General features: G+C 35.9%; 22 protein-coding genes. 19 read left to right on the top strand and 3 right to left on the bottom strand.

Annotation, left to right across the window (positions count from 1 at the left end; genetic code table 11):
* Nucleotides 1–138 precede the first annotated feature (138 nt).
* The 3 genes from C1A40_RS08495 to C1A40_RS08505 all read left to right on the top strand — a co-directional run bounded on the left by C1A40_RS08495 (nucleotide 139) and on the right by C1A40_RS08505 (nucleotide 5,499).
* Entirely contained in the window at nucleotides 139–2,184 is a 2,046-nt protein-coding gene (locus C1A40_RS08495) for a transketolase family protein (RefSeq protein ID WP_102995529.1), read from the top strand.
* Nucleotides 2,185–2,186: 2 nt separating this feature from the next.
* Nucleotides 2,187–2,840, top strand: a complete 654-nt coding sequence (gene fsa / locus C1A40_RS08500) for a fructose-6-phosphate aldolase (protein WP_102995530.1) — start codon at nucleotides 2,187–2,189, stop codon at nucleotides 2,838–2,840.
* A gap of 286 nt (nucleotides 2,841–3,126) precedes the next feature.
* Nucleotides 3,127–5,499: a GAF domain-containing protein gene (locus C1A40_RS08505; RefSeq protein WP_102995531.1), complete on the top strand. Its 2,373-nt coding sequence runs from the start codon at nucleotides 3,127–3,129 to the stop codon at nucleotides 5,497–5,499.
* Here C1A40_RS08505 and C1A40_RS08510 read toward each other — a convergent pair.
* Nucleotides 5,496–6,692, bottom strand: a complete 1,197-nt coding sequence (locus tag C1A40_RS08510) for a Pycsar system effector family protein (protein ID WP_102995532.1) — start codon at nucleotides 6,690–6,692, stop codon at nucleotides 5,496–5,498. The two genes, C1A40_RS08505 and C1A40_RS08510, sit on opposite strands and share 4 nt — an antisense overlap.
* A 202-nt stretch (nucleotides 6,693–6,894) precedes the next feature.
* Between C1A40_RS08510 and msrB the strand changes: the two genes are divergently transcribed.
* The 5 genes from msrB (at nucleotide 6,895) to C1A40_RS08535 (ending at nucleotide 14,304) form a co-directional block, all read left to right on the top strand.
* Entirely contained in the window at nucleotides 6,895–7,353 is a 459-nt protein-coding gene (gene msrB / locus C1A40_RS08515) for a peptide-methionine (R)-S-oxide reductase MsrB (RefSeq protein WP_102997175.1), read from the top strand.
* Nucleotides 7,346–7,882, top strand: coding sequence for a peptide-methionine (S)-S-oxide reductase MsrA (gene msrA / locus C1A40_RS08520; RefSeq protein ID WP_102995533.1), 537 nt, complete (start codon nucleotides 7,346–7,348; stop codon nucleotides 7,880–7,882). The genes msrB and msrA overlap by 8 nt, the downstream gene beginning before the upstream one ends.
* A complete protein-coding gene (locus C1A40_RS08525; protein ID WP_102995534.1) occupies nucleotides 7,879–9,441 on the top strand; it encodes a protein adenylyltransferase SelO in 1,563 nt (520 codons plus the stop codon). The genes msrA and C1A40_RS08525 overlap by 4 nt, the downstream gene beginning before the upstream one ends.
* 167 nt (nucleotides 9,442–9,608) lie before the next feature.
* The gene (locus C1A40_RS08530; RefSeq protein WP_338418087.1) at nucleotides 9,609–10,550 is read left to right on the top strand and encodes an aldo/keto reductase; all 942 of its coding nucleotides are present in this window, start codon (nucleotides 9,609–9,611) and stop codon (nucleotides 10,548–10,550) included.
* A gap of 58 nt (nucleotides 10,551–10,608) precedes the next feature.
* The gene (locus C1A40_RS08535; RefSeq protein ID WP_102995536.1) at nucleotides 10,609–14,304 is read left to right on the top strand and encodes a metallophosphoesterase; all 3,696 of its coding nucleotides are present in this window, start codon (nucleotides 10,609–10,611) and stop codon (nucleotides 14,302–14,304) included.
* Nucleotides 14,305–14,437: 133 nt separating this feature from the next.
* Here C1A40_RS08535 and C1A40_RS08540 read toward each other — a convergent pair whose 3' ends face one another.
* Nucleotides 14,438–15,238 carry a hypothetical protein gene (locus C1A40_RS08540; RefSeq protein ID WP_102995537.1) on the bottom strand — a complete coding sequence of 267 codons (801 nt, stop codon included), beginning with the start codon at nucleotides 15,236–15,238 and terminating at the stop codon, nucleotides 14,438–14,440.
* Nucleotides 15,239–15,368: 130 nt separating this feature from the next.
* Here C1A40_RS08540 and C1A40_RS08545 point away from each other — a divergent pair, with 130 nt between their 5' ends.
* From C1A40_RS08545 to C1A40_RS08600, 11 genes are all read left to right on the top strand, one after another.
* Nucleotides 15,369–16,238: an acyl-CoA thioesterase gene (locus C1A40_RS08545; protein WP_102995538.1), complete on the top strand. Its 870-nt coding sequence runs from the start codon at nucleotides 15,369–15,371 to the stop codon at nucleotides 16,236–16,238.
* Nucleotides 16,235–16,921, top strand: coding sequence for a glycerophosphodiester phosphodiesterase (locus tag C1A40_RS08550; RefSeq protein ID WP_102995539.1), 687 nt, complete (start codon nucleotides 16,235–16,237; stop codon nucleotides 16,919–16,921). The genes C1A40_RS08545 and C1A40_RS08550 overlap by 4 nt, the downstream gene beginning before the upstream one ends.
* Complete coding sequence (locus C1A40_RS08555; protein WP_102995540.1) at nucleotides 16,918–18,135, top strand: BaiN/RdsA family NAD(P)/FAD-dependent oxidoreductase; 1,218 nt, start codon at nucleotides 16,918–16,920, stop codon at nucleotides 18,133–18,135. Before C1A40_RS08550 ends, C1A40_RS08555 begins: the two co-directional genes overlap by 4 nt.
* Before the next feature lie 138 nt (nucleotides 18,136–18,273).
* The gene (locus C1A40_RS08560; protein ID WP_102995541.1) at nucleotides 18,274–18,519 is read left to right on the top strand and encodes a hypothetical protein; all 246 of its coding nucleotides are present in this window, start codon (nucleotides 18,274–18,276) and stop codon (nucleotides 18,517–18,519) included.
* 259 nt (nucleotides 18,520–18,778) lie between these two features.
* The gene (locus tag C1A40_RS08570) at nucleotides 18,779–19,315 is read left to right on the top strand and encodes a DUF1697 domain-containing protein (RefSeq protein WP_102995543.1); all 537 of its coding nucleotides are present in this window, start codon (nucleotides 18,779–18,781) and stop codon (nucleotides 19,313–19,315) included.
* A 62-nt stretch (nucleotides 19,316–19,377) separates the two neighbouring features.
* Nucleotides 19,378–20,499 carry a diphosphomevalonate decarboxylase gene (locus C1A40_RS08575; protein ID WP_102995544.1) on the top strand — a complete coding sequence of 374 codons (1,122 nt, stop codon included), beginning with the start codon at nucleotides 19,378–19,380 and terminating at the stop codon, nucleotides 20,497–20,499.
* A gap of 9 nt (nucleotides 20,500–20,508) precedes the next feature.
* Nucleotides 20,509–20,862, top strand: a complete 354-nt coding sequence (locus C1A40_RS08580; protein ID WP_102995545.1) for a four helix bundle protein — start codon at nucleotides 20,509–20,511, stop codon at nucleotides 20,860–20,862.
* A 37-nt stretch (nucleotides 20,863–20,899) separates the two neighbouring features.
* Nucleotides 20,900–21,829, top strand: a complete 930-nt coding sequence (locus C1A40_RS08585) for a mevalonate kinase family protein (protein WP_102995546.1) — start codon at nucleotides 20,900–20,902, stop codon at nucleotides 21,827–21,829.
* Nucleotides 21,830–21,879: 50 nt separating this feature from the next.
* Nucleotides 21,880–22,782 carry a geranylgeranylglycerol-phosphate geranylgeranyltransferase gene (locus C1A40_RS08590; RefSeq protein ID WP_102995547.1) on the top strand — a complete coding sequence of 301 codons (903 nt, stop codon included), beginning with the start codon at nucleotides 21,880–21,882 and terminating at the stop codon, nucleotides 22,780–22,782.
* Between the two features lie 335 nt (nucleotides 22,783–23,117).
* The gene (locus C1A40_RS08595; protein WP_102995548.1) at nucleotides 23,118–23,408 is read left to right on the top strand and encodes a sll1863 family stress response protein; all 291 of its coding nucleotides are present in this window, start codon (nucleotides 23,118–23,120) and stop codon (nucleotides 23,406–23,408) included.
* Between the two features lie 217 nt (nucleotides 23,409–23,625).
* Nucleotides 23,626–24,483, top strand: coding sequence for a pseudouridine synthase (locus C1A40_RS08600; protein WP_102995549.1), 858 nt, complete (start codon nucleotides 23,626–23,628; stop codon nucleotides 24,481–24,483).
* 479 nt (nucleotides 24,484–24,962) lie between these two features.
* Here the strand turns inward: C1A40_RS08600 and C1A40_RS08605 are convergent, their stop codons facing one another.
* Complete coding sequence (locus C1A40_RS08605; RefSeq protein ID WP_102994751.1) at nucleotides 24,963–26,162, bottom strand: IS4 family transposase; 1,200 nt, start codon at nucleotides 26,160–26,162, stop codon at nucleotides 24,963–24,965.
* Nucleotides 26,163–26,416 lie beyond the last annotated feature (254 nt).

A 26,416-nucleotide genomic window follows, 5' to 3' on the forward strand; every position in this document is an offset into this window, starting at 1 on the left:
CCATGTTTAATACTTGGTTTTTAGGGCATATTAAGGTGTTAGGTTGAATTTTATGGGATTGGATTTAGTGTTAGTATGCGTTTATTTCTAATGAAAATCTTTAAGCTAAGATTATAATACACAAACTATAATTAAAAAATGAACAAACAAAATGATCAGCAAGCAGCAGATAATATTAGAGCATTAGCTGTTGCTATGGTAGAAAAAGCGAAATCAGGTCACCCAGGTGGCCCTATGGGTGGTGCAGATTTTATGCACATTTTATACTCAGAATTTTTTAATTATGACCCTACAGATATGGAGTGGCCTTTTAGAGACCGTTTCTTTATGGATGCTGGTCACTTGTCTACTTTAATGTATGCACAGTATTACCTTTTAGGAAACTATGCTAAAGATGATGTTGCTAATTTCAGACAATGGGGTTCTATCACACCTGGTCACCCAGAAGTTGATGTAAAACGTGGTATTGAAAACACCTCTGGACCATTAGGGCAAGGACACACGATGGGTGTGGGAGCTGCTATTGGTGCGAAGTTTTTACAAGCTAAATTTGGCGATTGGATGAACCATAAAGTTTATGGATTTATTTCTGATGGTGGTATTCAAGAAGAAGTTTCTCAAGGAGCAGGACGTATTGCTGGACACTTAGGGTTAAGTAACTTTATCATGTTTTTCGATTCTAACGATATCCAGTTGTCAACATCTACCGATGAGGTAACTACCGAAGATACGGCTATGAAATACGAGTCTTGGGGATGGAAAGTTGTTACTATCGATGGGCATAACCACGACGAAATTAGAAAAGCTTTAAAAGATGCTAATGCTGAAACTGAAAAACCAACCTTAATTATTGGTAAAACCATTATGGGTAAAGGTTGTGTAACTGCCGATGGTAGCATGTTTGAAGGTTATTGCGAATTACACGGTCAGCCCATTGGAGCTACTGGTGCCGATTACGAAAAAACATTAGAGAATTTAGGTGCAGATGTGAATAATCCATTTGAGATTTATCCTGAAGTAGCCGATTTCTATAAAAATATCATAGCTGAAAAAACAGCTCAAGCTGCTGAAAAGAAAGCCGAAATTAATACGTGGAGAGAAGCTAATCCTGCATTAGCAGAAAAATTAGACTTCTTCTTCTCTGGAGAATTACCAGAATTAGATTTTAATATTCCTCAAAAAGAAGGTTTAGCCACTAGAGCAGCGTCTTCTGCTGTTTTAGGATACCTTGCGGAAAACGTAGAAAACATGATTGTGTCTTCTGCCGATTTATCAAATTCAGATAAAACCGATGGTTTCTTAAAGAAAACTCACGCGATGAAAAAAGGTGATTTTTCAGGAGCCTTTTTACAAGCTGGTGTTGCCGAGTTAACTATGGCTTGTATAGCAAACGGATTAGCTTTACACGGTGGTATCATTCCAGTTGTTGCAACGTTCTTCGTGTTTTCAGATTATATGAAACCAGCCATTCGTTTAAGTGGTATTCAAGAATTGGGTGTTAAATATGTATGGACACACGATGCCTTTAGAGTAGGAGAGGATGGTCCAACACACCAACCAATCGAGCAAGAAGCGCAAATTCGTTTACTTGAAAAATTAAAAAATCATAGCGGAAACCCAAGTTTCTTAGCCTTACGTCCTGCCGATTCAGCAGAAACAAACGTGGCTTGGAAAATGGCGCTAGAAAATAAAAACACGCCTACAGGTTTAATCCTTTCTAGACAAGGTATTAAAGATGTTGCTCCTCAAGGAGAATCAAGATATCAAGAGGCTTTAGCTGCCGAAAAAGGTGGATATTTAGTGAAAGAAGTTGAAAACCCAGATGTGGTGCTTATCGCAAACGGATCTGAAGTTTCTACTTTATTAGCTGCTGCTGAAATTTTAGAAGCTGAAAAAGGCTTAAAAGTAAATATCGCTTCTGTAATTTCTGAAGGCGTTTTCAGATTACAATCTAAAGCATACCAAAACAGCGTGATCCCACAGGACAAACCATTATTTGGTTTAACAGCTGGTTTACCGGTGAACTTAGAAGGTCTTGTTGGTGCTAACGGAAAAGTGTTTGGAGTCGATCATTTCGGTTACTCTGCTCCTGCAGGTGTATTGGATGAGAAATTCGGATTTACAGGTGAAAATGTAAGCAACGAAGTATTAGAATATTTAAAAACAGCATACAAAACTGCATAATTATGAAATTTTTTATTGATACAGCAAACCTTGATGATATCGCTGAAGCACAGGCTTTAGGTGTTTTAGATGGGGTAACAACAAACCCGTCTTTAATGGCGAAAGAAGGTATTACAGGTGCTGAAAATATTTTAGCACACTATACAAAAATCTGTGATATTGTTGATGGTGATGTAAGTGCCGAGGTTATTTCAACCGATTTTGAAGGTATGGTAAAAGAAGGTGAAGCCCTTGCTGCTTTACACCCACAAATCGTGGTAAAACTTCCTTTAATTGCCGATGGTATTAAAGCTTGTAAATATTTTTCAGATAAAGGCATTAGAACGAACGTCACTTTAGTATTCTCTGCTGGTCAAGCTTTATTGGCTGCAAAAGCAGGTGCTACTTATGTGTCGCCTTTCATTGGAAGATTAGATGATATTTCTACAGATGGTTTAAACCTTATTGCAGAAATCAGACAGATTTACGATAACTACGGTTTCGAAACTCAAATTTTAGCAGCTTCAGTACGTCACACCATGCACCTTATTGATTGTGCAAAATTAGGATCTGATGTGATGACAGGACCATTATCGTCTATTAAAGGCTTATTAAAACATCCTTTAACCGATATCGGTTTAGCGAAATTCCTAGAAGATTACAAAAAAGGGAACTAATTCCTTAAACGTATAAATTTTTAAAAGCTTCTCTGTTCAGGATATGTTCTTGAATTAGAGAAGCTTTTTTGTTTCCTCGTTTATTTGTGTAATGTTTTTGCATAGCCATCGTCTTATAATAGATACCTAATAGTGTTGGGAACTTTTTAAAAGCGGTTCAGGCTTAAAAAGAAAAGATACGTTTAAGTATAAATAGGAATACTGTTCCATTTGATGTTGTGTAACAAATATGGCTAAACAATGCATAACATATTTTGTAAATTTGGTAGCTAAGAAGCAGTAAATTATGGACATTAATCACAATATAGATTCACCTTTGGAACTTAAAATTAGTTTCAAAAAACTTTTAGAACAGTATGAAGATTTGTCTAAAAGCGATAACCAGCTTACAGCCGAAAAGGCCAAGAGCATTTTAAATGTAGCTCAAAAATATCCCGAACTTCGTGATGGTTTTAGTGATGTCAATCTTCTGGAATCTCGTAAAGACGCTATACAAGTTTTACTTCAAGATACTTTTAATCCCTTACTCACAAAAAACGAAATAAAATCGGGAACAGTGCCATTTCACGATCTGGTTTTTAATCCTTCAGAACGGTTTCAAAACATTATTAAAGCTGCTGGTGAAGATTTTGAGCTTCAAATTGAGGAGGCCCCTAAAGATGACATGTATGTTATTGCTTGTACCATCATTTTGAGCTACTGTTATGGCTATCAAGTGGGGTATAAAATACCTTTTTATTACAAAATACCCGATGCTAATGGTGTTATGCGTCATTATAAAATTTTATATAATGCCGATTTCTGTGAAATTCTACCTAAGGCATCAGCTCCAAAAATAACCGAGGCCGATTATCACGAACTCCTAGATAACTTTGAGAATATTGCCCTCTGGAAAGAAAAATTTCCGCCTAATTCTTATATTTTTAAAGGCTTTGTGATTTCTAATATTTTCGACGTCACCGAAGATCAATCTATATCCAATATAAAATCTCGTCTGCTTTCTGAAGATAAGCATAAAGATACAGAAGCAATAAACCATTTTTTTGGCACATTCAAGTCCTTGTTGGGTGTCGATGATATTAAAGTTGGTGTGTCGCTGTACGATAATGAAGAAGGGATGTTTTATCGCTTTTATGGAGAAGAAATTAGCAGTTATATTTTAGGACAAACACAAAGTGAAAAATGCTGTGAAGCTTTGTGTGAATGGTCTTATAACCGATTAGTGAATGAACATAAATACTTGTCTGTATCCAATGTAGACGCCATGGTGGAAACGGCTGGTCATTGTTCTCCCGAAATTCAAAGTTTACATGCTCAAGGTGTTAAAAGCGCCATTTTGGTACCCATTGCAAACGATGATGAGTTGCTAGGTATTCTAGAAATAGTGTCTTCAAAACCCTATGTGCTTAATAGTATTAATGCTAATAAATTGGCGGTAGTAACACCGCATATTTTAGCGTCGGTAGAACGCTCTAAAAGAGAGGAGGAGAATTTAATTGAAGCCATTATTCAAAAAGAATGCACCTCCATTCACCCTAGTGTGAAATGGCGTTTTGAGCAAGAAGCTAAAAATTATATTAAAGCTGAGGCCTCTGGTTTAGAGCCTGTTTTTAAAAGAATTGCCTTCGAAAATGTCTACCCGCTATATGGTCAAATCGATATAAAAGGTTCTTCCGAAGCAAGAAATGAAGCTACCAAACTAGATTTAACCTTGCAATTACAAGCTTCAAAAGCAATTTTTAAGCAGGCCAATGCCTTAAATAGTCTGCCTATTTACGAGCAGTTTATGTATCAGATTGATGCCTTTTTATCCGATTTAAAAAATCATTTTCAAGTGGATAGTGAACAGCAAATAGCCGATTTTTTTAAACAAGATATCGAGCCTGTTTTTGCCTATGTAAAAAAGGACAATGTACTTAAACCTCAAATTGATGCTTATTTCGAGAGTATTGATGATCGAACAAGGTCGTTGTATCGACACCGCAAAAACTATGATGAAACCATAGCGCATATCAATCGGGAAATGGCTTTGCATTTAGATGAAAAGCAAATAGAAGCCCAAGCTATGTACCCTCATTTTTTCGAGCGTTATAAAACCGATGGTGTGGAGCATAACATGTATATTGGCGAGTCGATTACGAAAGCAGACAGCTTCAATCCAATTTATCTATACAATTTACGATTGTGGCAATTGCAAGTCATGTGCGAAATGGAAAATGCTTACTACGATATGAAAAATGATTTTCCAGTTCAGCTCGATGTGGCTTCTTTAATTTTAGTGTTTAATCAACCTTTGTCCATCAGTTTTAAAATGGACGAAAAACAATTTGATGTCGATGGTACTTACAATGCACGATACGAAATTGTGAAAAAACGCGTCGATAAAGCTTTTATAAAAGGTACAAACGAGCGCTTAACACAAAAAGGGAAAATTAGCATTGTGTATTCGCAAAAACAAGATGAAGTAGAATATCTGCGTTATATTAAGTTCTTGCAGTCCAAAAATTATTTAGATAGTAACGTTGAAATTGTAGATCTTGAAGATTTACAAGCTGTAACCGGACTTAAAGCTATTCGTGTTGCCGTGCTTTACCATAAAGGCGAAGATTTGAAATCGGTTTATACTTATGAGGATTTAATGAAAACCATCAAGCTTTAAGCGTTGGCACCATGAAGGGCAAAGGCAAAAGTTAGGACACTTATAATAATGCCAATCATAAATACAGCATAGGTTAAACGTAGTATTTTGTATTTTTTATCTAAAACCAAACCAAGAAAATAAAGGTCTTTTTTCATGGATGAATACAGGTATTCGCGGTCTTGCATCATTTCGCCCATAGCCCATTCAAAATCTTTCAAACTCATTTTATGGAAATTTCCGAAGAATAAAAGGTTGACTTTTTTGTTCTTAACGTCTTCTTTTGTGAATTTTCCACTGGTTACATTAGGCCGTGTTGCCATAATAGATAGGATAATGGAAATAACCGTGAATATCACAAAAATGGCTGTTGGCCAAATGAGGTAGTCGTTGGATGGTTTGTCTAATTTTGAAACCAGATTGGAAATCACTAACGACACAATAATCGCATTTACCGATAATAAAATGTTGGCTTTGGTATCGGCAATATTACTAAGTTCAATATGGTTTTTTAAAGTCACTCTAAACATGGTCTCGATACCGCGTTCAGGTAAATCTACTCGGTGTTTTTTTAGGTTTAAGGTTTCTGTTTTATGTTTTAATTTTCTGTTTTCAGAACTTATTTTTTTTTGGGCCTTGAGGAGTTCCGAAATGTTTTTGCCTTTTCGTTTCTGCCAAAGCGCATTGGCTTCCGAGGTATAAAAACGATGCTGAATGGCTAAAAATTGAATATTTTCCTCTAGCCATGCTGATTCCGAAAGTTTTTTGTTACACGTAAGTTCCCATTCTTTTTTGAGTAATTCTGAAACTTCAAAGTAGGTTTTGCTGCCTATATGAGAGCAATCGGCATCTCTAATTATTTTTTCTGATATGGTTTTAGGTTCGTAACCTGCTCTTGTAGCGAGAATGAGTTGGAAAACAGTTTCCTGGTCGGCATCCTTTAAAGCGTGGTGCTTAAAAAAAGATTTGGCTATAAGCACACTTTCTTCTTCGTGCTTCTTAATATTTTTAGTGTATCCGGTATCGTGAAACCAAGCGGCCAATACCAGTAAATTTTTTTCATGTTCAGATAAACCACATTGCTCCGCTAAAAGGTTTGCTTTTTCAACGACCCGTTGGGTATGTGTTAAATTATGATACAGAAATTTACAATCTAATTTTTCATTCAATAAAGTTGATGCAAACTGTTCTGCTTCAGCAATAAGTTTTTCCATAAATGTTCTTATTATTTAGTAAAAATACTAAACTTTACAACAATAATTTTTGTGATTATCGAATCCCGTAATTTTAGGGTATAATCGTCGCATGATTAATGTAGCAAGGCCATGAAAGCGTAAGTTTTTACTCGGTGTTTCGACTATCTTAAAGTTGGAAACAACTAGAAAATTAAAATTAAATCAAAGAAAGAATTACCATATGTTAACTTGGAAAGATGTGATTAGTTACGCCGTGAACGGAAACCCAACTCCCGATAAACGCGTAGAGAAAAGTGAGGATGCATGGAAGGAAGAATTAACTCCAGAGCAATTCAGAATTACCAGAATGAAAGGTACAGAGCATGCCCACAGTGGAGATTTATGCACCACATATGAAGAGGGTAAATATAACTGCGTGTGTTGCGATGCCTCCTTGTTCGATTCTACTATAAAATTTAGTTCAGGAACCGGTTGGCCAAGTTTTACACAGCCTATAAAGGAAAATGCCATTAAATACGAAAAAGACACCACTTATGGTATGGTACGCGTGGAGGTGATGTGTAATTCTTGCGATGCACACTTAGGACATGTTTTTCCTGATGGGCCAGAACCTAGCGGATTGCGGTATTGCATCAATTCGGCATCTATGGTTTTAGAAAAAGAGAAAGCTCATGAGTAATTTGCAAATTGCCACCGTTGGTGGCGGCTGTTTTTGGTGTACCGAAGCCGTTTTTCAGGAAGTAAAAGGGGTAGAAAAAGTGGTGTCGGGATATTCTGGAGGAACCGTGCCAGGGCATCCTACCTATCGTGAAATTTGCTCCGGATTAACAGGGCATGCCGAAGTGATTCAAATTACTTTTGATGCTGATGTGATTTCATATCAAGACCTTTTAATCATTTTTATGACCACGCATGATCCTACCACTTTAAATCAACAAGGTGCCGATCGCGGAACACAATACCGATCGGTGATTTATTTTCACGATGATAAACAAGAGCAAATCGCAAAAAATGTGATCGATGAAATAAGTAGCTATTATGAAAAGCCTATTGTGACTGAAATTTCACCTCTAGATGTTTTTTATGAAGCTGAAGCTGAACATCAAAATTATTACCGTACCCACCCAACACAAGGTTATTGTAGTTTTGTAATCACACCAAAACTGATGAAACTCCGACAATTACATTCGGATAAATTAAAAGCATGAAACTGAATATAAACGATAAATTCACCAAAGAATTACCTGCCGATCCTGTTCTGGAAAACAGAAGAAGACAGGTGGAAAAATCCTGTTTTTCCTATGTAACGCCTAAAAAAACAGCGCAGCCAGAAATGCTTCATGTGTCTCCCGAAATGCTTGCCAACCTTGGGCTTTCAGAAGAAGATAGTAAATCAGAAGCTTTTTTAAAGGTGTTTACTGGAAATGAAGTTTTACCAAATACAACGCCTTATGCCATGTGTTATGGTGGCTATCAGTTCGGGAATTGGGCTGGGCAATTGGGCGATGGTCGTGCTATAAATTTATGCGAAGTCACGCATAACAATAAAAACAGGGCACTTCAATTAAAGGGATCGGGCGAAACACCTTATTCAAGAACCGCCGATGGTTTGGCCGTTTTACGTTCGTCCATTCGGGAGTATTTATGTAGCGAAGCCATGTTTCATTTGGGAGTGCCAACAACACGCGCTTTGTCGTTGGCCTTATCTGGCGACCAAGTATTACGTGATGTTTTGTATAACGGCAATCCCGAATATGAAAAAGGCGCTATTGTTTGTCGCGCCGCCGAATCTTTTTTACGCTTTGGAAACTATCAAATATTCGCCGCAAGACAAGATCATAAAACGCTTAAAACTTTAGTCGATTACACCATAAAATATCATTTTTCGCATTTAGGAAATCCGTCGAAAGACACCTATTTGGCATTTTTTAATGAAGTGACTCAGCGTACGCTTGACATGATAATTCACTGGCAACGGGTTGGTTTTGTACATGGTGTAATGAATACCGATAACATGTCTATTCTCGGGTTAACTATAGATTACGGGCCTTACGGTTGGTTAGAGGGATTCGATTTTGGATGGACCCCTAATACCACCGATAGACAGCATAAACGCTACCGTTTTGGTAATCAGCCTAACATGGGACTTTGGAATTTGTTGCAACTTGCGAATGCGCTTTATCCGTTAATTGAAGATGTTCCAACTCTAGAAGCGATATTAAACACCTATCAAACCCATTTTGAAGCCGAATCCTTAAAGATGATGCGCTCAAAATTAGGATTGTTAGAAGAAGTTGATTCCGATCTTGCGCTAATTCAAGATTTAGAAGATGTGCTGCACCTCACGGAAACCGATATGACGATTTTCTTCCGATTGTTAGCCAATTTTAATGCTGAAAAAGCTGATGAAGGTTTCAACGTGATTTCAGAAGCTTTTTATACGCCCGATACCATTTCCGAAGCCATTAAAAACCGTTGGGAACAGTGGTTTGAAAATTATGCCGAACGTTTAAAATTGGAGACGATTTCTTCTTCCGAAAGGAAAGAAAACATGAATGGCGTGAATCCGAAATACGTGTTAAGAAACTATATGGCACAATTAGCTATTGATGATGCCGATAAAGGCGATTATAAATTAATTGACGAATTATTTCAGCTCTTAAAACAGCCTTATGCCGAGCAACCCGAATACGAAAAATGGTTTGCTAAACGGCCAGAATGGGCACGCATTAAAGTAGGCTGTTCCATGTTGTCTTGTAGTTCGTAGAATATAATTAATTAAATACGTGCGTCACCCTATACTTGTTTCAGGGGAGCATCATCATCAGGGATTATCATTATGTGATGCTGAAACAAGTTCAGCATGACGTATTTTAGCGAAATAGATAATTTGTTAAAATAAAAATAAAAGTCATCAAAACATCACTTACAGAAATAGGATTAGGCTTAGCGGCATTAGGTAGGCCCGAATACATTAATATTCGTGCCGAACACGATATCGATAAATCTGAAGCAGCCTTTAAAAGTACAACATTTTCGGTGTTACATGAAGCTTACAGGTTAGGAGTGCGTTATTTTGATACCGCGCCGTCTTATGGAAAAGGGGAGGCCTTTTTACAAGAATGGAATACCTTAACCAATCATGAAGATGTTATTCTAGGCACCAAATGGGGCTATACCTATGTGGCCAATTGGCAATTAGGGTATCCTGGTAAACATGAAATAAAGGAGCATTCCTTAGGTAAATTATTAGAGCAGTGGGAAGTTTCAAAAGCCATGCTGCCCAGACTAAAATATTATCAGGTGCATTCGGCAACTTTTGATAGCGGTATTCTAGAAAACCATGGCGTATTAGAAACCCTAGCTCAAATTAAAAAGGAAACCGGATTATACATTGGTATCACAACCAGTGGTGAAAATCAAAAAGAGGTCATTTCCGAAGCATTAAAAATTGAAAGTCATGGCAATGCTTTATTTGATAGTTTTCAAGTGTCTTATAATGTTTTCGAGCAATCGACTTTCGAAATATTACGCAGGGTTCTTGAAAGTGGAAAAACGGTTATTATTAAAGAGGCCTTGGCTAACGGACGCGTTTTTGAAAGTGAAAATTTCCCGACATATAAAGCGGCTTATTCCCTTTTAAAGGGTTTAGCGGTGAAATACCAGGTGGGAGTCGATGCCATTGCTTTGCGTTTTGTTATGGATTGTTTACAGCCCGATTACGTGCTTAGTGGCGCGTCGAATGTAACTCAATTGAAAGAAAATTTAAAAGCTAATACTTTTAAATTGGATATAAACGATGTAAAAGCTCTTAAAACCTTAAATGTTGCGTCCAGTTTTTATTGGAAAGAGCGCAGTGATTTGGATTGGAATTAAAAGTTAGCCCGTTTAGTTTTATTGTTTCAATAAAAAAATGTAGTATATAATAGTGTTTATGAAGGTTTTGAAACTTTTTTTTGTCGTTGTCACGCTCTTTTTTGCTAGTGCCTGTGCCACTTATAAACCTCAGTATAAAACGAAAGCAATAGTTTCTAAGTTTCCCGATAAAACCATTGTGCATTCCTTTTACTTAATTGGAGATGCCGGTAATTCGCCAATAGGAACCGCTACCGAAACTCTTAAAGCTTTTAAAAAGGACTTAGCGCAGGCCTCAAAAAATAGTACAGCTATTTTTTTGGGCGATAATATTTATCCTAAAGGCATGCCCAATAAAAAGGATAAAGGGCGCGCTTTCGCGGAACATCAGCTGGATATGCAAATCGATGCTGTAACAAACTTTAAAGGCCAAACTTTGTTTATACCTGGAAATCATGATTGGTATAACGACGGATTAAAAGGTCTAAAACGTCAGGAGAAATATATTGAAGATCGACTGGGGAAAAACACCTTTCTCCCAGAGAAAGGATGCCCCATTGAACGTGTGAAAATTTCGGATCATACGGTTCTAATTGTTATAGATTCCGAATGGTATTTAACCAATTGGGATAAGCACCCAACAATAAACGATGCTTGCGATATAAAAACCAGAGATAAATTTTTTGATGAATTTGAAAGCGAAATTAAAAAGGCACGAGGAAAAACCACTATTGTAGCCATTCATCATCCCATGTTTACCAATGGCTCTCATGGCGGCCAATATGGTTTTAAAAGTCATATGACGCCCGTTCCTGTTTTGGGAACTTTAAAAAATGTGATTCGTAAAACGGGTGGTGTGGTTAGCGTCGATGATCAAAATAAATGCTATTTGGAGCTTAAAAAACGTTTAGTAACACTGTCTCAAGAAAACGAAAAAGCCATTTTTGTTTCGGGGCATGATCATAACTTGCAGTATCTTATTCAAGATAATCTGCCGCAAATTATTAGTGGCGCAGGATCAAAAACGAATCCGACACGACTGGTGGGTGGCGGACAATTTTCATACGGAGCTCCGGGTTACGCCCGACTAGATGTTTTTAATGATGGCGCTTCCTATGTGCGTTTTTATTCTAATAATCGAGTGGTTTTTCAATCGGAAGTCTTGCCAAAAGACCTTGAAAATAACTTTAATGATTTAGTAGAAAACTTTCCGAAGGAAAAAAAAGCGTCCATTTATAGCCGTTCCGAAACCGAAAAAAGTAGTTTCCATAAATGGCTTTTTGGAGTTCGCTATCGCGAAGATTTTAGTACGCCTGTTTTAGCACCTACCGTAAATTTAGACACGCTTTTTGGGGGGTTAACTCCTGTAAGAAAGGGAGGAGGGCATCAATCAAAATCACTGCGATTAGTAGATAAAAATGGTCGGGAGTACGTGATGCGGGCGCTTCGAAAAAATGCCGAGCAATACATGCAAGCCGTTGCTTTTAAAGAACAGTATATTGAAGGCCAATTTGCTGAAACTTATACCGAAGGCTTAATGCTGGATGTTTTTACAGGATCGCACCCCTACGCGCCCTTTGTTGTTGGCGATCTGGCTGATGCTATTCATGTTTATCATACCAATCCAGTACTTTATTACGTGCCTAAACAAAAAGCTATTGGGGCTTATAATGATGAGTTTGGCGATGCACTATATATGATTGAAGAACGCACCGATTCTGGTCATGGCAATCAAGCAAGTTTTGGCTTTTCAAATACCATGGTGAGTACCGACGATTTGTTGAAAAACCTAACCGCCGATGAAAAGTATATTGTCGATGAAGCAGCTTACATTAAAGCCCGTTTATTTGATATGCTTATTGGCGATTGGGATCGGCATGAAGATCAATGGCGCTGGGCAGCATTTAAAGAAGCAGGTAAGGTGGTTTACCGACCTGTGCCTCGAGATCGCGATCAGGCTTTTTCTGTTATGGCCGATGGTTTTTTACTCAACTTGCTAACCGTTTTAGAGCCTTCGGTTCGCGGTATGAAAAGCTATTCGGAAACCCTGAAAAAACCAAAATGGTTTAACGCAGCGCCTTACGCTTTAGATATGGCGCTAATTAATCAATCCGATAAAAAGGTATGGGATGTCCAGGTTCAGTTTATTCAAAAGCATATTACCGATGCTGTAATAGATGCTGCTTTCTCACATGTTCCACCAGAAGTGAATCAACAAAGTATTGCTGATATCAAACGGAAATTGAAAGGACGTCGTGAGCATCTTCAGCAAATTTCTGATGCTTATTTCAACCATATAAGGAAATTCGCTGTCGTTAAAGGAACACATAAGGATGATTGGTTTGAAATTATTCGTTTACCAAAAGGGGAAACGAAAGTGACGGTATATAGAATTAAAAATGGTGAAAAAGCCGATGTTGTGCATCAACATACATACCACAGGAAAGCAACTAAAGAAATTTGGGTTTTTGGACTGGATGACAACGATCATTTTGAGGTTACAGGAGATGGAAAACAAGCTATAAAACTGCGTTTAATTGGCGGTCAAAATAATGATGTTTATGCTGTTTCCAATGCTAGAAAACTTAAAATTTACGATCAGAAAAGTAAAAACAATCAGTTTTTAACCCGTAAAGGCAAGAAGACACTTGCCGACGATTATGAGGTTAATTTATACGATTATAAGAAACTGAAAAATAATACCAATCAACTGTTACCAGCTTTGGGGCTTAATCCCGATGATGGCTTTAGGCTTGGTTTTAAAAATACGTGGACTAACTACGGGTTTGAGCGTAATCCCTTCACGTCAAAACACCGTGTTTCGGCGTCTTATTATTTCGCAACGCATGGTTTTGATTTAGCTTATAAAGTCGAATTGACTCATGTTATTGGTGATTTTAATTTGGGTTTGGAAGCTTTGTTTACCAGTCCGAATTACACCATTAATTTTTTTGGTTATGGGAACAATACACCAAATTTTGAAGCCGATAATCACGACGGTACGCATGTGAATATGAATTACAACCGCGTAAAACTAGAAACCTTAAGTTTTGCGCCTTCTTTAATTTGGCGAGGACAACTGGGAGCGCATTTTCAATTTGGAGCAGCCTATGAAAATATTGAGGTTGAAGAAACTGCAGGTCGTTTTATTAACGAAGCATTTATTGGTGATAATGTGAGTTTTACAAACGAGTTTTTAGGTGTTTATGCTAAATATGAGTTTGAAAATCAAGACAATAAAGCTTTCCCGACTTTAGGGATGTTATTTGCTTTAGAGACGGGTTATAAAAACAATATGGGAAACCGCAAGGATTTCGCTTATATCATTCCTACTTTGGCCTTCGATTATAAATTGGTAGATCATGGTAAATTGGTATTAGCTACAAAATTTAAAGGCCATCTTAATTTTGGCGACGGATTTGAGTTTTACCAGGCTGCAAATATTGGTGCTAATAATGGCTTAAGAGGTTATCGAAATGAACGTTTTACAGGTAAAAGTGCCTTTTATCAAACCAGTGATTTACGATTTAACTTCCAGAAAGTTAAAACAAGTTTATTGCCTTTGTATCTAGGGGTTTATGGTGGTTTTGATTATGGTCGTGTTTGGGTAGATGATCGCTTGGTGTTGGATTCAGCTTATAATGCAAATCGTTGGAACACTTCGGTAGGCGGTGGCGTTTTTATAAATGGTGTAGATCTGTTTACATTAAATATGGCACTTTTTCATAGTCAAGACGGTATGCGTTTTTCCTTTGGCTTAGGTATGGATTTATAGATGTTTTTCGTGTTGATTCGGCCTATATACGCGGTATGTAAATCTTAATTAATGAAAGGTTTTTATATGGCGAAGTCCTAGGTTTCGACTGTAAATTCCAAAGATAAAAGTGCTTCTGGGGATTAAATCTTGGTTATAAATGAAATTCATAGAGGTGGCCTCCTTCTTTTTTATCGCGCTCATCAGTAATGAAAACAGATGCATGATCTTTAAAACAAACACCTTCTTTTTGTGAATGGTGCTTAAATTTTAAAACTTCTAAATCGCCCTCAAAAAAATGATCTTCATTAAAATTGGTAATTTTCAGCAATCTGTCGTGATTTAGAAGAACGATGGTTTTTTTGTCATGACTTATGGCTGCTGAAGTGATTTTTTTTATGTTTTTATCAAATTTAAATTTTGAAATCAATTGAGCTGTATGTTTACCAATGTTATTAGGTGTTTTAAAAACTAAGGTTTCTTTGTTAGATTTACTAAAAATATAGAAGTCATTGTTCAGAAGAAAGAAAGCCTCGAAATCTTGAGCCTTCATTTTTTTTGGTAGTTTAAAGTCTATTTTTTTGGCAGAAGTTTCATCGTCATCAAAACGTGAAACTTTATAAATGCTGTAGTTGTCACGTTTTTTACTGTTATTTCCAAAATCGCCAATGTACAGATTACCTAAATCATCGGAAGTTAAATCTTCCCAGTCTGTATTCTTACTATTTGTAATTTTAATGTCTTTGATGAGTTCGCCTTTTAAATTGAAGCCGTAAATATGATTATTATTGCCGGCATCTTCGATAGTCCATAAAATATTAGAGTTTTTAATCTTTTCAATAGCTGAAGCTTCTTCTAAGGAGGCTGGTATTTTGGTTATTGTAATCAATGGTGTTGTTTTACAGGAAATTAAAAGCATAAAAATGATGAATGCTTTGTGATATGGTAGCAGCATTTTTTGTAGTTTTAAGCAAGATAACCGTATTGAAACGCATTTAAAAACTAAATTTCGGGAATCTGTTAACAAAAGATGCAACTAGCCGCCCATAATTTAATAGATTTACGGCGTAAAAGAAGAATTGGCCATGACTACTGTTGATGATTTATTGCACCTTTTGGTTTTAGAAAAGGTTAATGATTATGTGTTTAATGGCATTAGTGAAACCATTGGGAGCCCGATCGTTTTTGGTGGTCAAGTTTTAGCTCAAGCTATTAATGCCGCGAGTAGAACGGTGTCAAATCAAAGAAGCTTACATTCCATGCATGCTTATTTTTTAGAGGCAGGGAATCTAAATTATCCTATTACGTATAATGTTGCTGTGGTTAGAGATGGTGGTAGTTTTTCGGTACGTCGGGTTACGGCACATCAAAATGAAAATACGATATTTATTTTAGCGGCATCTTTTCACATTCATGAGTCTGGCTATAGCCATCAAATTAAAATGAAGTCGGGTTTAAAACAGCCTGAGGCTTTGTTGAGTTGGACCGATATCTTAAACCTATTTGGTGATTCTTTACCCAAAGGGTTGAAAGCCTTTTTTGAAGTGGATCGCCCCATAGAATTTAAACCTACAGAAATCGTAAATCCTTCAGATAGAAAAGATTTGCCTCCGTTTATTGATGTTTGGTTTAAATTAAAAGGTGATGCTAAAAATTTAGATTTAGCCACAAAACAGCAAATTTTAACGTATATTTCAGATTATAATATTTTAGTATCTGCTCTTAATCCGCATGCCAGTAAAGCGCATTGGGGCAATACACAAACGGCTAGTTTAGACCATTCGATGTGGTATTTTAGAGATTTTGATTTTAACGATTGGATGTTATTTTCAATAGAATCTCCCAGCTCTGCAAGTGCTAGAGGCTTTGCAAGAGGTAATATTTTTACGCGTGATGGTAAATTAATAGCCTCGGTAGCACAAGAAGGTTTAATGCGTCCAATTGAAAAAAAATGACAAACAAAGTATTAAAAATAGGGCATCGTGGCGCCAAAGGTCACCTTGCCGAAAACACACTAGAGTCTATTAAAAAAGCCTTAGACTTAAAAGTTGATGGCATCGAAATTGATGTGCATCGCTGCGCTTCTGGTGAATTGGTAGTTTTTCACGATTTCACCTTAAATCGCGTTACCGATGGTTCCGGCGAAATTTCTAAACATACCCTAAACAATCTAAAGAAAATTAAAGTTAAAGGGCGCTATCAAATCGCAACCTTATCGCAGGTGCTTGCTTTAATTGATAACAAATGTTTGTTGAATATTGAACTAAAAGGTCAAGATACAGCAAAAGAAGCCTGCCGTCTTATCACATTTTTTGTTGATAAAAAAGGTTGGGATTATAGCAATATTATTGTGTCTAGTTTTCAATTTGATTTGTTAGATGAGGTTTATCAAATAAATAAAAGCATACCTCTTGGCGTACTTACTAATACCAATTTGGAAGAAGCTGTTAACTTTGCGAAGCAGATAAACGCCACATCTATTCATCCTAATTACACCATGCTAACTCCCGAAAATGTGGAAGAATTGCGTCAGGATTTCAAGGTTATTGCCTATACTGTAAATAACCTAAAACCTATTGAACGTATGATTGAATATGGTGTTAGCGGGATTATTTCTGATTATCCAGATAGAATATGATCAAAAAAGACGTTATAATTATTGGTGGTGGAGCAGCAGGCTTTTTCGCTGCCATTAATATTGCGGAAAACAATCCTGAATTGCAGGTCGCTATTTTAGAACGAGCAAAAGAAGGCTTAGCTAAAGTTAAGGTTTCTGGCGGCGGACGCTGCAATGTTACCCACGCCGAATTTATGCCTTCAGAATTGGTTAAAAATTATCCTCGCGGGGAGAAAGAACTCCTTGGACCTTTTCATCAGTTTATGACGGGTGATACCATCGCTTGGTTTGAAGAGCGTGGTGTGGAGTTAAAAATAGAGGATGATGGTCGCATGTTTCCGGTTTCAAATTCGTCACAAACCATTATCGATTGTTTTTTAAGTGAAGCCCAAAAGCATGGGGTTGATATCTTGTATAATCAACCTGTAAAATCGATAGAAAAAGAAGGTGATGCTTTTGTTATTCAAACTTCCGATAACCGCTTTACTTCAAATAAAATATTGGTGGCTACAGGAAGTAATCCGAAAATATGGAAACTTTTAGAAGACCTTGGTCATAGTGTTTCAGAACCCGTACCTTCCTTATTTACTTTTAATATTAAGGATGATCGCATCCAAGATATTCCTGGCGTTGTGGCTTTAAATGTAGAGGTGAAAGTTTTAGGAGCCAACCTTTGGAGTGAAGGGCCGTTACTTATTACACATTGGGGTATGAGTGCGCCTTCTATTTTAAAATTGTCGGCCTTCGGAGCATTAGAATTAGCAAAACGCGACTATAAATTTCAAATAGAAATTAATTTTATACGACAATCTTTTGAAGCCGCTTTAGGTGTTTTAAAAGACCTAAAGCAAACCATGCCTAAAAAAACGGTATTTAAATCTACACAGTTTGATTTGCCTAAGCGATTATGGCATAAATTGGTTTTAGCTTCAGAAATGTCAGAGACTACACGCTGGGCCGATTTAAATAAAATGCAATTAGAGACCTTAGTAAAACAACTAACTTCTGCTGTGTTTAACGTGGATGGGAAAAGTACGTTTAAAGAGGAGTTTGTTACCGCTGGAGGGGTAAACCTAAAAGAAGTAAATTTTAAAACTTTTGAGAGTAAGTATGTTGAAAATCTTTATTTTGCTGGCGAAGTTTTAAATATTGATGCCATTACTGGCGGATTTAATTTCCAAAATGCTTGGACCGGTGCTTTCATTGCTGCACGAGATATAGCGAAGTCCGTTTAAACAATCATAGAACTAAATTTTTTATAACAGTTTCCCCTCTAGCAAGTGGGGATTAAGGGGTGTGTGGTTTAATAAAAACATAAAATTTACGTTGTTTTTAATATATTTTATATATATTTAGTATATAAAATCTATATCATGGGAAAGACAAAAAAACTTATTGAATTAGACGATAAAGCTATTGAAATTCTAGAAAAGCAAGCCAAACTCGAAAAGCGCTCCTTAAAAAATTATATTGAATATACTTTAGAGGAGCAAGCTGTGCGTTTTAGCGAGCCTTCCGAAGCTTATAAGGCGATGATGGAAGATATGTTAGATAAAATGGAGAAGAATGAAATAGATTTCATATCAATGGATGCTGTTAAGAAGAAGTATGGTTTATAAATTAATTATAAGTCCAGAAGCTTTTAGGGAAATTGATTTGGCTGTTTGTTATTTTAAAACGAAAAACATTGAAGACTCGTTTTTGAAGGAGTTGAGTGAGCAAATAACATTTTTAGAAAAGCATCCTTTAACAAGACAAGTTCGCTACAAAAACATAAGAATTCATCTGTTTGAAAAATTCAATTATTCATTTCACTATGTAGTGGTTCATGATGAAGTGCGAATATTGAGCTTTCTCAACCAAAAACAAGATTTTTAAATGAAAACCTATATCGCCCTTTTAAGAGGGATTAATGTAAGCGGACAAAAGAAAATTCCCATGGCTGAACTTCGTGAGTTGTTTTCTGGTAGTGGGTTAGAAAACGTTCAAACCTATATTCAAAGTGGGAATGTATTGTTTCAATCTTCCGAAGACAATCTTCAAAAATTAGAATTAAAAATCCATCAAGCAATTAAATCACATTTTGATTTTGACGTGCCTGTTGTAGTAAAAACTCATGAAGACCTTCAAAGTATTTTTGATGGGTGTCCTTTTTCCGAAGAAAAAAAGAAAAACAGTTACTTTACATTTTTATTTGAGTCGCCAAAACAGGAAGCCATTGAAGTTGTTTCAGGATTAAGCTTTCCAAATGAAGAATTTATAATCACTCCAGAATGTATTTATTTCTATAGTGCCATAGGTTACGGTAAGGCAAAATGTAGTAACAATTTCTTTGAACGTAAACTAAAAATAAGAGCCACCGCCAGAAATTATAAAACGTTGGTTAAGCTTTTAGCTTTGTCTGAAGCTAATTAAAAAGTCCACCAGATATTTCCTTACTTTTGCCAAGCAAAATCCGTTTTACTGAACATTATAACATGACAGAAAATAATTTTATACCTAAACCATACACAAACGCTATCGAAAAAGGCGCATTTACATGGTCGTCGCCAAGTAATATCGCATTAGTAAAATATTGGGGTAAAAAGAAAAATCAGATTCCTGAAAATCCGTCTATCAGTTTTACTTTAAATAACTGTAAAACGACGACAACTTTAAGTTTTTCAAAAAAAGCCGATAAGGATGCCTTTTCATTTGATGTGTATTTAGATGGTGAAAAAAAAGAGAGTTTTAAATCTAAAATAGAAACTTTTTTTAATCGTGTTGAGGTGTATTTGCCATTTTTAAAAGCCTATCATTTTAAAATTGAAACGTCAAATACTTTTCCGCATAGCTCGGGAATTGCATCATCAGCTTCAGGAATGAGTGCTCTGGCCTTGTGTTTAATGAGTGTTGAAGAGGCATTAACGGGTGGTTCTGTCATTCCGAGGGCAGTCGAGGAATCTCAAGCGGAAACTTATTTCATTCAAAAAGCCTCATTTTTAGCCCGTTTGGGTTCTGGGTCTGCTTGTAGAAGTCTAGAAGGAGATTTGGTGGTTTGGGGACAACATGAGTCTATTGAAGGGAGTTCCGATTTGTTTGGTGTGAAATTTCCACATCAAGTCCATAAGGCGTTTAAAAATTACCAAGACACCATTTTGTTGGTGGATAAAGGTGAAAAAGTGGTGAGTAGCACCGTTGGACATAATTTGATGCACGGACACCCTTTCGCACAAGAACGTTTTAAGCAAGCCGATAAAAACTTAAAAACGATTACCGAAATTTTAAAATCGGGTGATTTGGATGCGTTTATCGCTTTGGTAGAAAGTGAAGCCTTAACGCTGCATGCTATGATGATGACCAGTATGCCGTATTTTATCCTGATGAAGCCTAATACGTTGGAAATTATCAATAAAATATGGTCGTTTCGCGCAGAAACAGGCTCTAAAGTTTGTTTTACATTAGACGCTGGTGCAAACGTACATGTGTTGTATCCACAAAATGAAGCTGAAACAGTAAGAACGTTTATTGAAACAGAACTGGCCGACTACTGTCAAAATAGACAGTTTATTCATGACGCAGTGGGGTTCGGAGCCTGTCAATTGATAAATAACAATTGAAAATTAACAATGAAGAGGGATAATGTTATTAAAACTAAAAGTTTTAATTTTGCAGTAAGAATTGTTAACCTGTATAGGTTCTTAATAACAGAACATAAAGAATTTGTGTTATCAAAGCAATTACTTCGTTCGGGTACCTCAATTGGTTCTAACGTTAGGGAAGCGGAACATGCTGAGAGTAAAGCGGATTTTATTCATAAACTCTCGATTTCATTAAAAGAGGCAAATGAAACGGAATATTGGCTGGATTTACTTAAGGAAACAGGCTATTTAAATAATTCTGAGTATCTTAGCCTCGAATTTGATGTTAAAGAGATATTGAAGTTGTTGACAAGTATTATTAAAACGTCAAAACTTAAGTAATTATTAATTATTAACTATCAATTGTTAATTGAAAAAGATGAAAGGACCTTTATTTTATTCTAAAATTCTACTTTTCGGCGAATACGGAATCATCAAAGATTCTAAAGGCTTATCTATTCCTTACAATTTTTATAACGGTGCTTTAAAGAAGTCTGAAAACCCTTCGGAGGCTGCTATAAAATCGAATGCGAGTTTAAAGCGCTTTGCTGAATATATTCAGAATATAGATTCTGAATTGGTGCGTTTTGATTATGCGTTGTTGAAGGAAGATGTAGATTCGGGCATGTATTTCGATTCTTCTATTCCTCAAGGATATGGTGTAGGAAGTAGCGGTGCTTTAGTGGCTGCTGTTTACAATCAGTATGCTTTTGATAAAATAACCGTTCTTGAAAATCTAACCAGAGAAAAGCTATTAAAACTAAAAGCTATTTTTTCGGAAATGGAATCGTTTTTCCACGGAAAATCTTCTGGACTAGATCCTTTAAATAGCTATTTAAGCATTCCTATTTTAATAAACTCTAAAGATAATATTGAAGCTACAGGCATACCAGCACAGCAAAGTGAAGGTAAAGGCGCTGTATTTTTAATCGATAGTGGTATTATTGGAGAAACAGCTCCTATGGTGAGTTTGTTTATGGAAAACATGAAACAAGAAGGTTTCCGTAATATGCTTAAAACCCAATTTATAAAACATACCGATGCCTGCGTAGAAGATTTTCTTAAGGGTAACGTGAAATCCTTGTTTAAAAATACGAAGCAGTTATCTAAAATTGTTTTAAGTCATTTTAAACCGATGATTCCACAGCAGTTTCATGAACTATGGGAAAAAGGAATCAATACCAACGACTACTATTTAAAACTATGTGGCTCTGGCGGTGGTGGCTATATTCTTGGTTTTACAGAGGATATCGAAAAAGCTAAAAAATCGCTTAGTGATTATAAATTGGAGGTGGTTTATAATTTTTAAATCTTAGAGTTATTCCTAACTTTAGGTGTTTTCAATAAAATACTTCTCCCATGTTAAGCAGAAAACAGAAGCACATTCTACTTAAGTTTTTTAGTATGTTTTCTGTAGTGCGCGGTTATAATATTTTAATCGTTATCATAGCACAGTATTTAACGTCTATTTATATTTTAGCTCATGACAAGCCATTAAAAGAAGTCGTTTCCGACCTTAATTTGCTCATGTTGGTTTTGGCATCGTCGGCAACTATTGCTGGGGGCTATATCATTAATAATTTTTACGATTCCGAGAAAGATTTAATCAACCGACCAATTAAATCGCGTTTGGATAAATTAGTGAGTCAGAATACTAAGCTTTCCTTTTATTTTGTGTTTAATTTTTTGGCCGTCATTATGGCGAGTTATGTTTCGTTTCGAGCGGTTGTGTTCTTTTCCATTTACATTTTTGCCATTTGGCTGTATTCCCATAAGTTGAAAAAAATGCCGTTTATTGGGAATTTGACTTCGGCCATACTTATGATCACGCCGTTTTTTGCCATTTTTATGTATTATAAAAACTATGAAACGGTCATTTTTGTACATGCCATTTTCTTGTTTTTAATGATTTTCATGCACGAGTTAACTAAAGATCTGGAAAATATTAAAGGTGATATTGCTCAAAATTATGTGACTATTCCAGTGGCATACGGCGAGCGCATTACTAAAGTGATGCTTACCGTTTTAGCGTGTTTAACGCTAGTTCCTGCTTATTTATTATTATTTAAATACGAGGTTGGGCATATGGATGTTTTCTTCTACCTCAGTATGTTTTTATTGGGTATGTTTTTAGTATTGCTATGGAAATCGAAGACTAAAATTCATTACTTAATTCTTCATAACATTTTAAAATTTATCATTCTTGCAGGAGTTTTTAGTATTTTACTTATTGATGTTAATGTGATTTTAAATAGGATTTAAAACATATTAAAATCATGTATATCTGAGGTATTTAAGCTTTTGTGTTTTTTGATGTTTATATGGCGTATCAATTATATAAGAGGCACGCTGCTTTAGTTAATTGTAACTCTATATCTTCAAAAAAATACAATTAATTTACCCAAGGCAATAAGAATAATTATATCTTTAGGTTGTAAATCGTTTAATATTAGGGTTGTAGTTGTTTTTTATTGATTGGTTTGCTGTTCCAAATCCGTTTAGCTTTCAAATATGTTATGTAGTCATTAATTTTTTAAATCTATGGAGAAAGCCAAAAATCCATAAAAGAGTAGGCGTCATACATATAATTTAGCAAAATGAATAAACAGGAATTTAAAGCAAAAGCAAAAGAGAGCATTGATGAGGTTGTTTCAAAAATCGATGAAATAGAAAGAAAAAGTGATAAGCTAAAAGATGATATTAGTAAAAAATATGAAGAAGAGTTGGCTGTTTTAAAAATTAAAAAAGATAAACTTGAAGCAGAGTACAACAAATTAGAAGATGCTACAGAAGACGAGTGGGAGGATGTAAAAAAATCTTTTTCTGCAGCGTCAGAGTCCTTTAAAGAAGGTTTTTCAAACTTATTTTCAATGTTCAAAAAAAAATAGAAAAAACGATTTCAGAATATTTGATTTGTTTCTGCGATAATTATCCAAATGTGTGAGATTTTATTTAATGTCTATTCCACTCTGATTGTGCTGATAATCGCAGATTTTATTTTTAGTACAAAAACTGTATTAGTAATACAGCTTATTAATGCACAAAACAGCTTTCTAAATTAAGAAGTCATAATTTTAAGTATATCTTTGCATAAAATAATTAGTCATGAACAGACATCAAGGAAGTAAAGGAAAAGGAAAGCCATCGGGACGTGGTAGTGGAAACCAACGTTCCACAAGTTATGCAAGAGGAAATGCTCCTATAAAAAAAGCCAATGTGGCACCTAAAAACACAACGTCTAAGCCTACAGGGAACTCAGGTGAAATTCGATTAAATAAATATGTAGCCAATTCGGGAATGTGCTCACGACGTGAGGCTGATGTGCATATTGCCACAGGTTTAGTTTCTGTAAACGGAAAAGTTATTACAGAAATGGGCTATAAAGTGAAGTCTGGCGATGAGGTACGCTACGACGGTGCAAGAATTAACCCAGAGAAAAAAGCATACGTTTTACTTAATAAACCAAAAGGATTTGCCACCACGACCAGCGAAGGTAAAGGAAGAACGGTTATGGATTTAGTAGCCAATGCAACCAGTTCAAGAATAAAACCGATTGGGCGCTTAGGACGAAACTCTAAAGGCTTATTGTTATTTACCAATGATGATGATGTTGCTGCAAAATTCACCAATTCTAAAAATGGTGTGGCGCGTTTGTTTCATATCGAATTGGATAAAAACTTAAAGTTAGAAGATTTAAAAAAGATTCAAGCTGGTTTTAAATCGGAAGGAAAATTAATTGAAGTTGAAGAGATTAGTTATATCGACGGCGCTTCAAAAAAGGAAATAGGATTAAAAATTAAAAATACAGGAAACACCATTATCCGTACTATTTTTGATTATTTCAAATACGATATTATAAATTTAGACTGTGTTGCTATCGGGCATCTTACTAAAAAAGATATCCCTCGTGGTAGCTGGAAACACTTAACGGAGCAGGAGCTTAATACGCTTAAAATGCTTTAGTATTTAAGATATAAATTTTGTAATCAGCACGCTTAACTTTATTGTTTAGCGTGCTTTTTTTGTTTTACACGCTTCTGTTCCGTCACCCTGAATTTATTTCAGGGTCGCATCAAATTTATTTTGTGATTAGTTGAAAAAATATAAGTAAGGTAGTATGTTTTTATCGATGCTAAACAATTGCTTATATGTCAATTAAATAAATACGTATGCGATTTAGATACTAAAAATAAACGATCATTTTGCAGTCAGATATTTTTGTAGTGATATCCTTTAAGTACTTGTATTTCAGAGGTAAATGGAATAAATTATATTTAAAATAACTAGAATACATTTTTTTAGAGGTTACTCAAACATTTAGATACATTTTTCATAATTAATTCAAAACTATTGTTGTCCGATAAAAAACAGAATTAGCTAAAAAAGCTTTGGTGTTGGCCTTTTTTATTGATCGCACTCTTTATTTTGAAAACAGAACCTCCTTATGGGTCAAAAAGGCTTAATTGCCCAATGTTTTTGGTTGTAATCTCTTCCCAATTAGCTTCTGGGTTTTTCAGGAATTTGAACAAATCGATATATGTCATCAAATGGTATCGTATGACGGACATCATATTGGAATAAGCCCAGTTTCTTTGGGTTTTTCTTTGGATCACAAGCATAATGAGCTGGATTATCAAACTGACCCAGATTTGTATTTCGATGGCATTTTGATTGTCTCCCAAAAAATACTTTAGCGGAAAGTTCTGTTTAAGCCGCTTGAACATCGTCTCAATCTGCCACCTATTTTTATAGATGTCGGCTATTTTGTCTGCATCAAGATCATAATTATTAGTGATGAACTCATAAACTTTTTGGTGCTTTTCGTGCCAAAAAGCGATTCTCCTCAGGGAAAAAGCATTGCCGTTTTTGTCCGTAAGCCCTATTTTTTCGTCCTTTAAGACAGCATCGTCCACTTTATTGGAGATATCAAACTCTTCAAGGCTTGTATAGCGAGCATTGTCCTTTTGCCGAGTCACAAAGTAAACATCTTCCAGTGTCCATTTTTGGTATTGCTCATAATCCACATACCCTTTGTCAAAAACCACATAAGAGCCCTTCTTGAGTTCCAGGTCTTTTAAAAAGGTGTGGTCGTGCGTGGCCGCGCTTGAAAACTTAATCAGACAAGGAACGTCTTCCATGGCGTTTATCATAGTATGCATCTTGATACCTCCTTTCTTTTTGCCGTTGAGCGGGTTCCTTCCTACACCTTTAAGAATGTCGCTAAATAGGGGTATGGTCGAGGAATCAACGATTTTAAGGTTCTTCACTGCAGGTTCTAAGGGTCTGCTGTCCGATAAAAAGCGATGGTAACGTTTGTAGAGTAAATGATAAATATCGGCAAATACTTCAGAGCTTCTTCTCCTGTTAGCATCTGACAAGGTACTGCGTTTTGGAAAGTCCGTGAGTCCTAGATGGTTGATCTTTCCCTCGCAGGCAAGCATAATACTGGAAACCTCACGAAGTGAGCTACAGCCACTGATCACGGTAAATACCATAGTGGCCAAATGCTCATAGGTGGTAAACTTTTTGGTATAGCGATCGCTGTTGTGCTTTTTGGCTGTCCGATGAACATCTTTGGGCAAAATGAAATTTAATACCTGTTTGATTATGGGTTGTCCGCTAAAGTTTTTACTTTTATTCATATCTTGGATGTGTGATAACTTCAAGATACAAAATAAGCGGGAAATCCTATCTTGGAAATCCCGCTTTTTAAATCTTTTATCGGACACTAATGATTCAAAACAGTTATAACTTCCAGAATTATTTTGTATAAATAATAAGAGTATATTTATCTTTAGGTTTTAAAATACGTAATACAGCACATTAACTAATGGCATAATTTCTTTAGTATCGGGACTAATATTAACCTGTAATCACCATTTTGGCTTAGACATAA

Origin of the sequence: Tamlana carrageenivorans (assembly GCF_002893765.1) — a bacterium.
GTDB classification, from domain to species: Bacteria; Bacteroidota; Bacteroidia; order Flavobacteriales; family Flavobacteriaceae; genus Pseudotamlana; species Pseudotamlana carrageenivorans.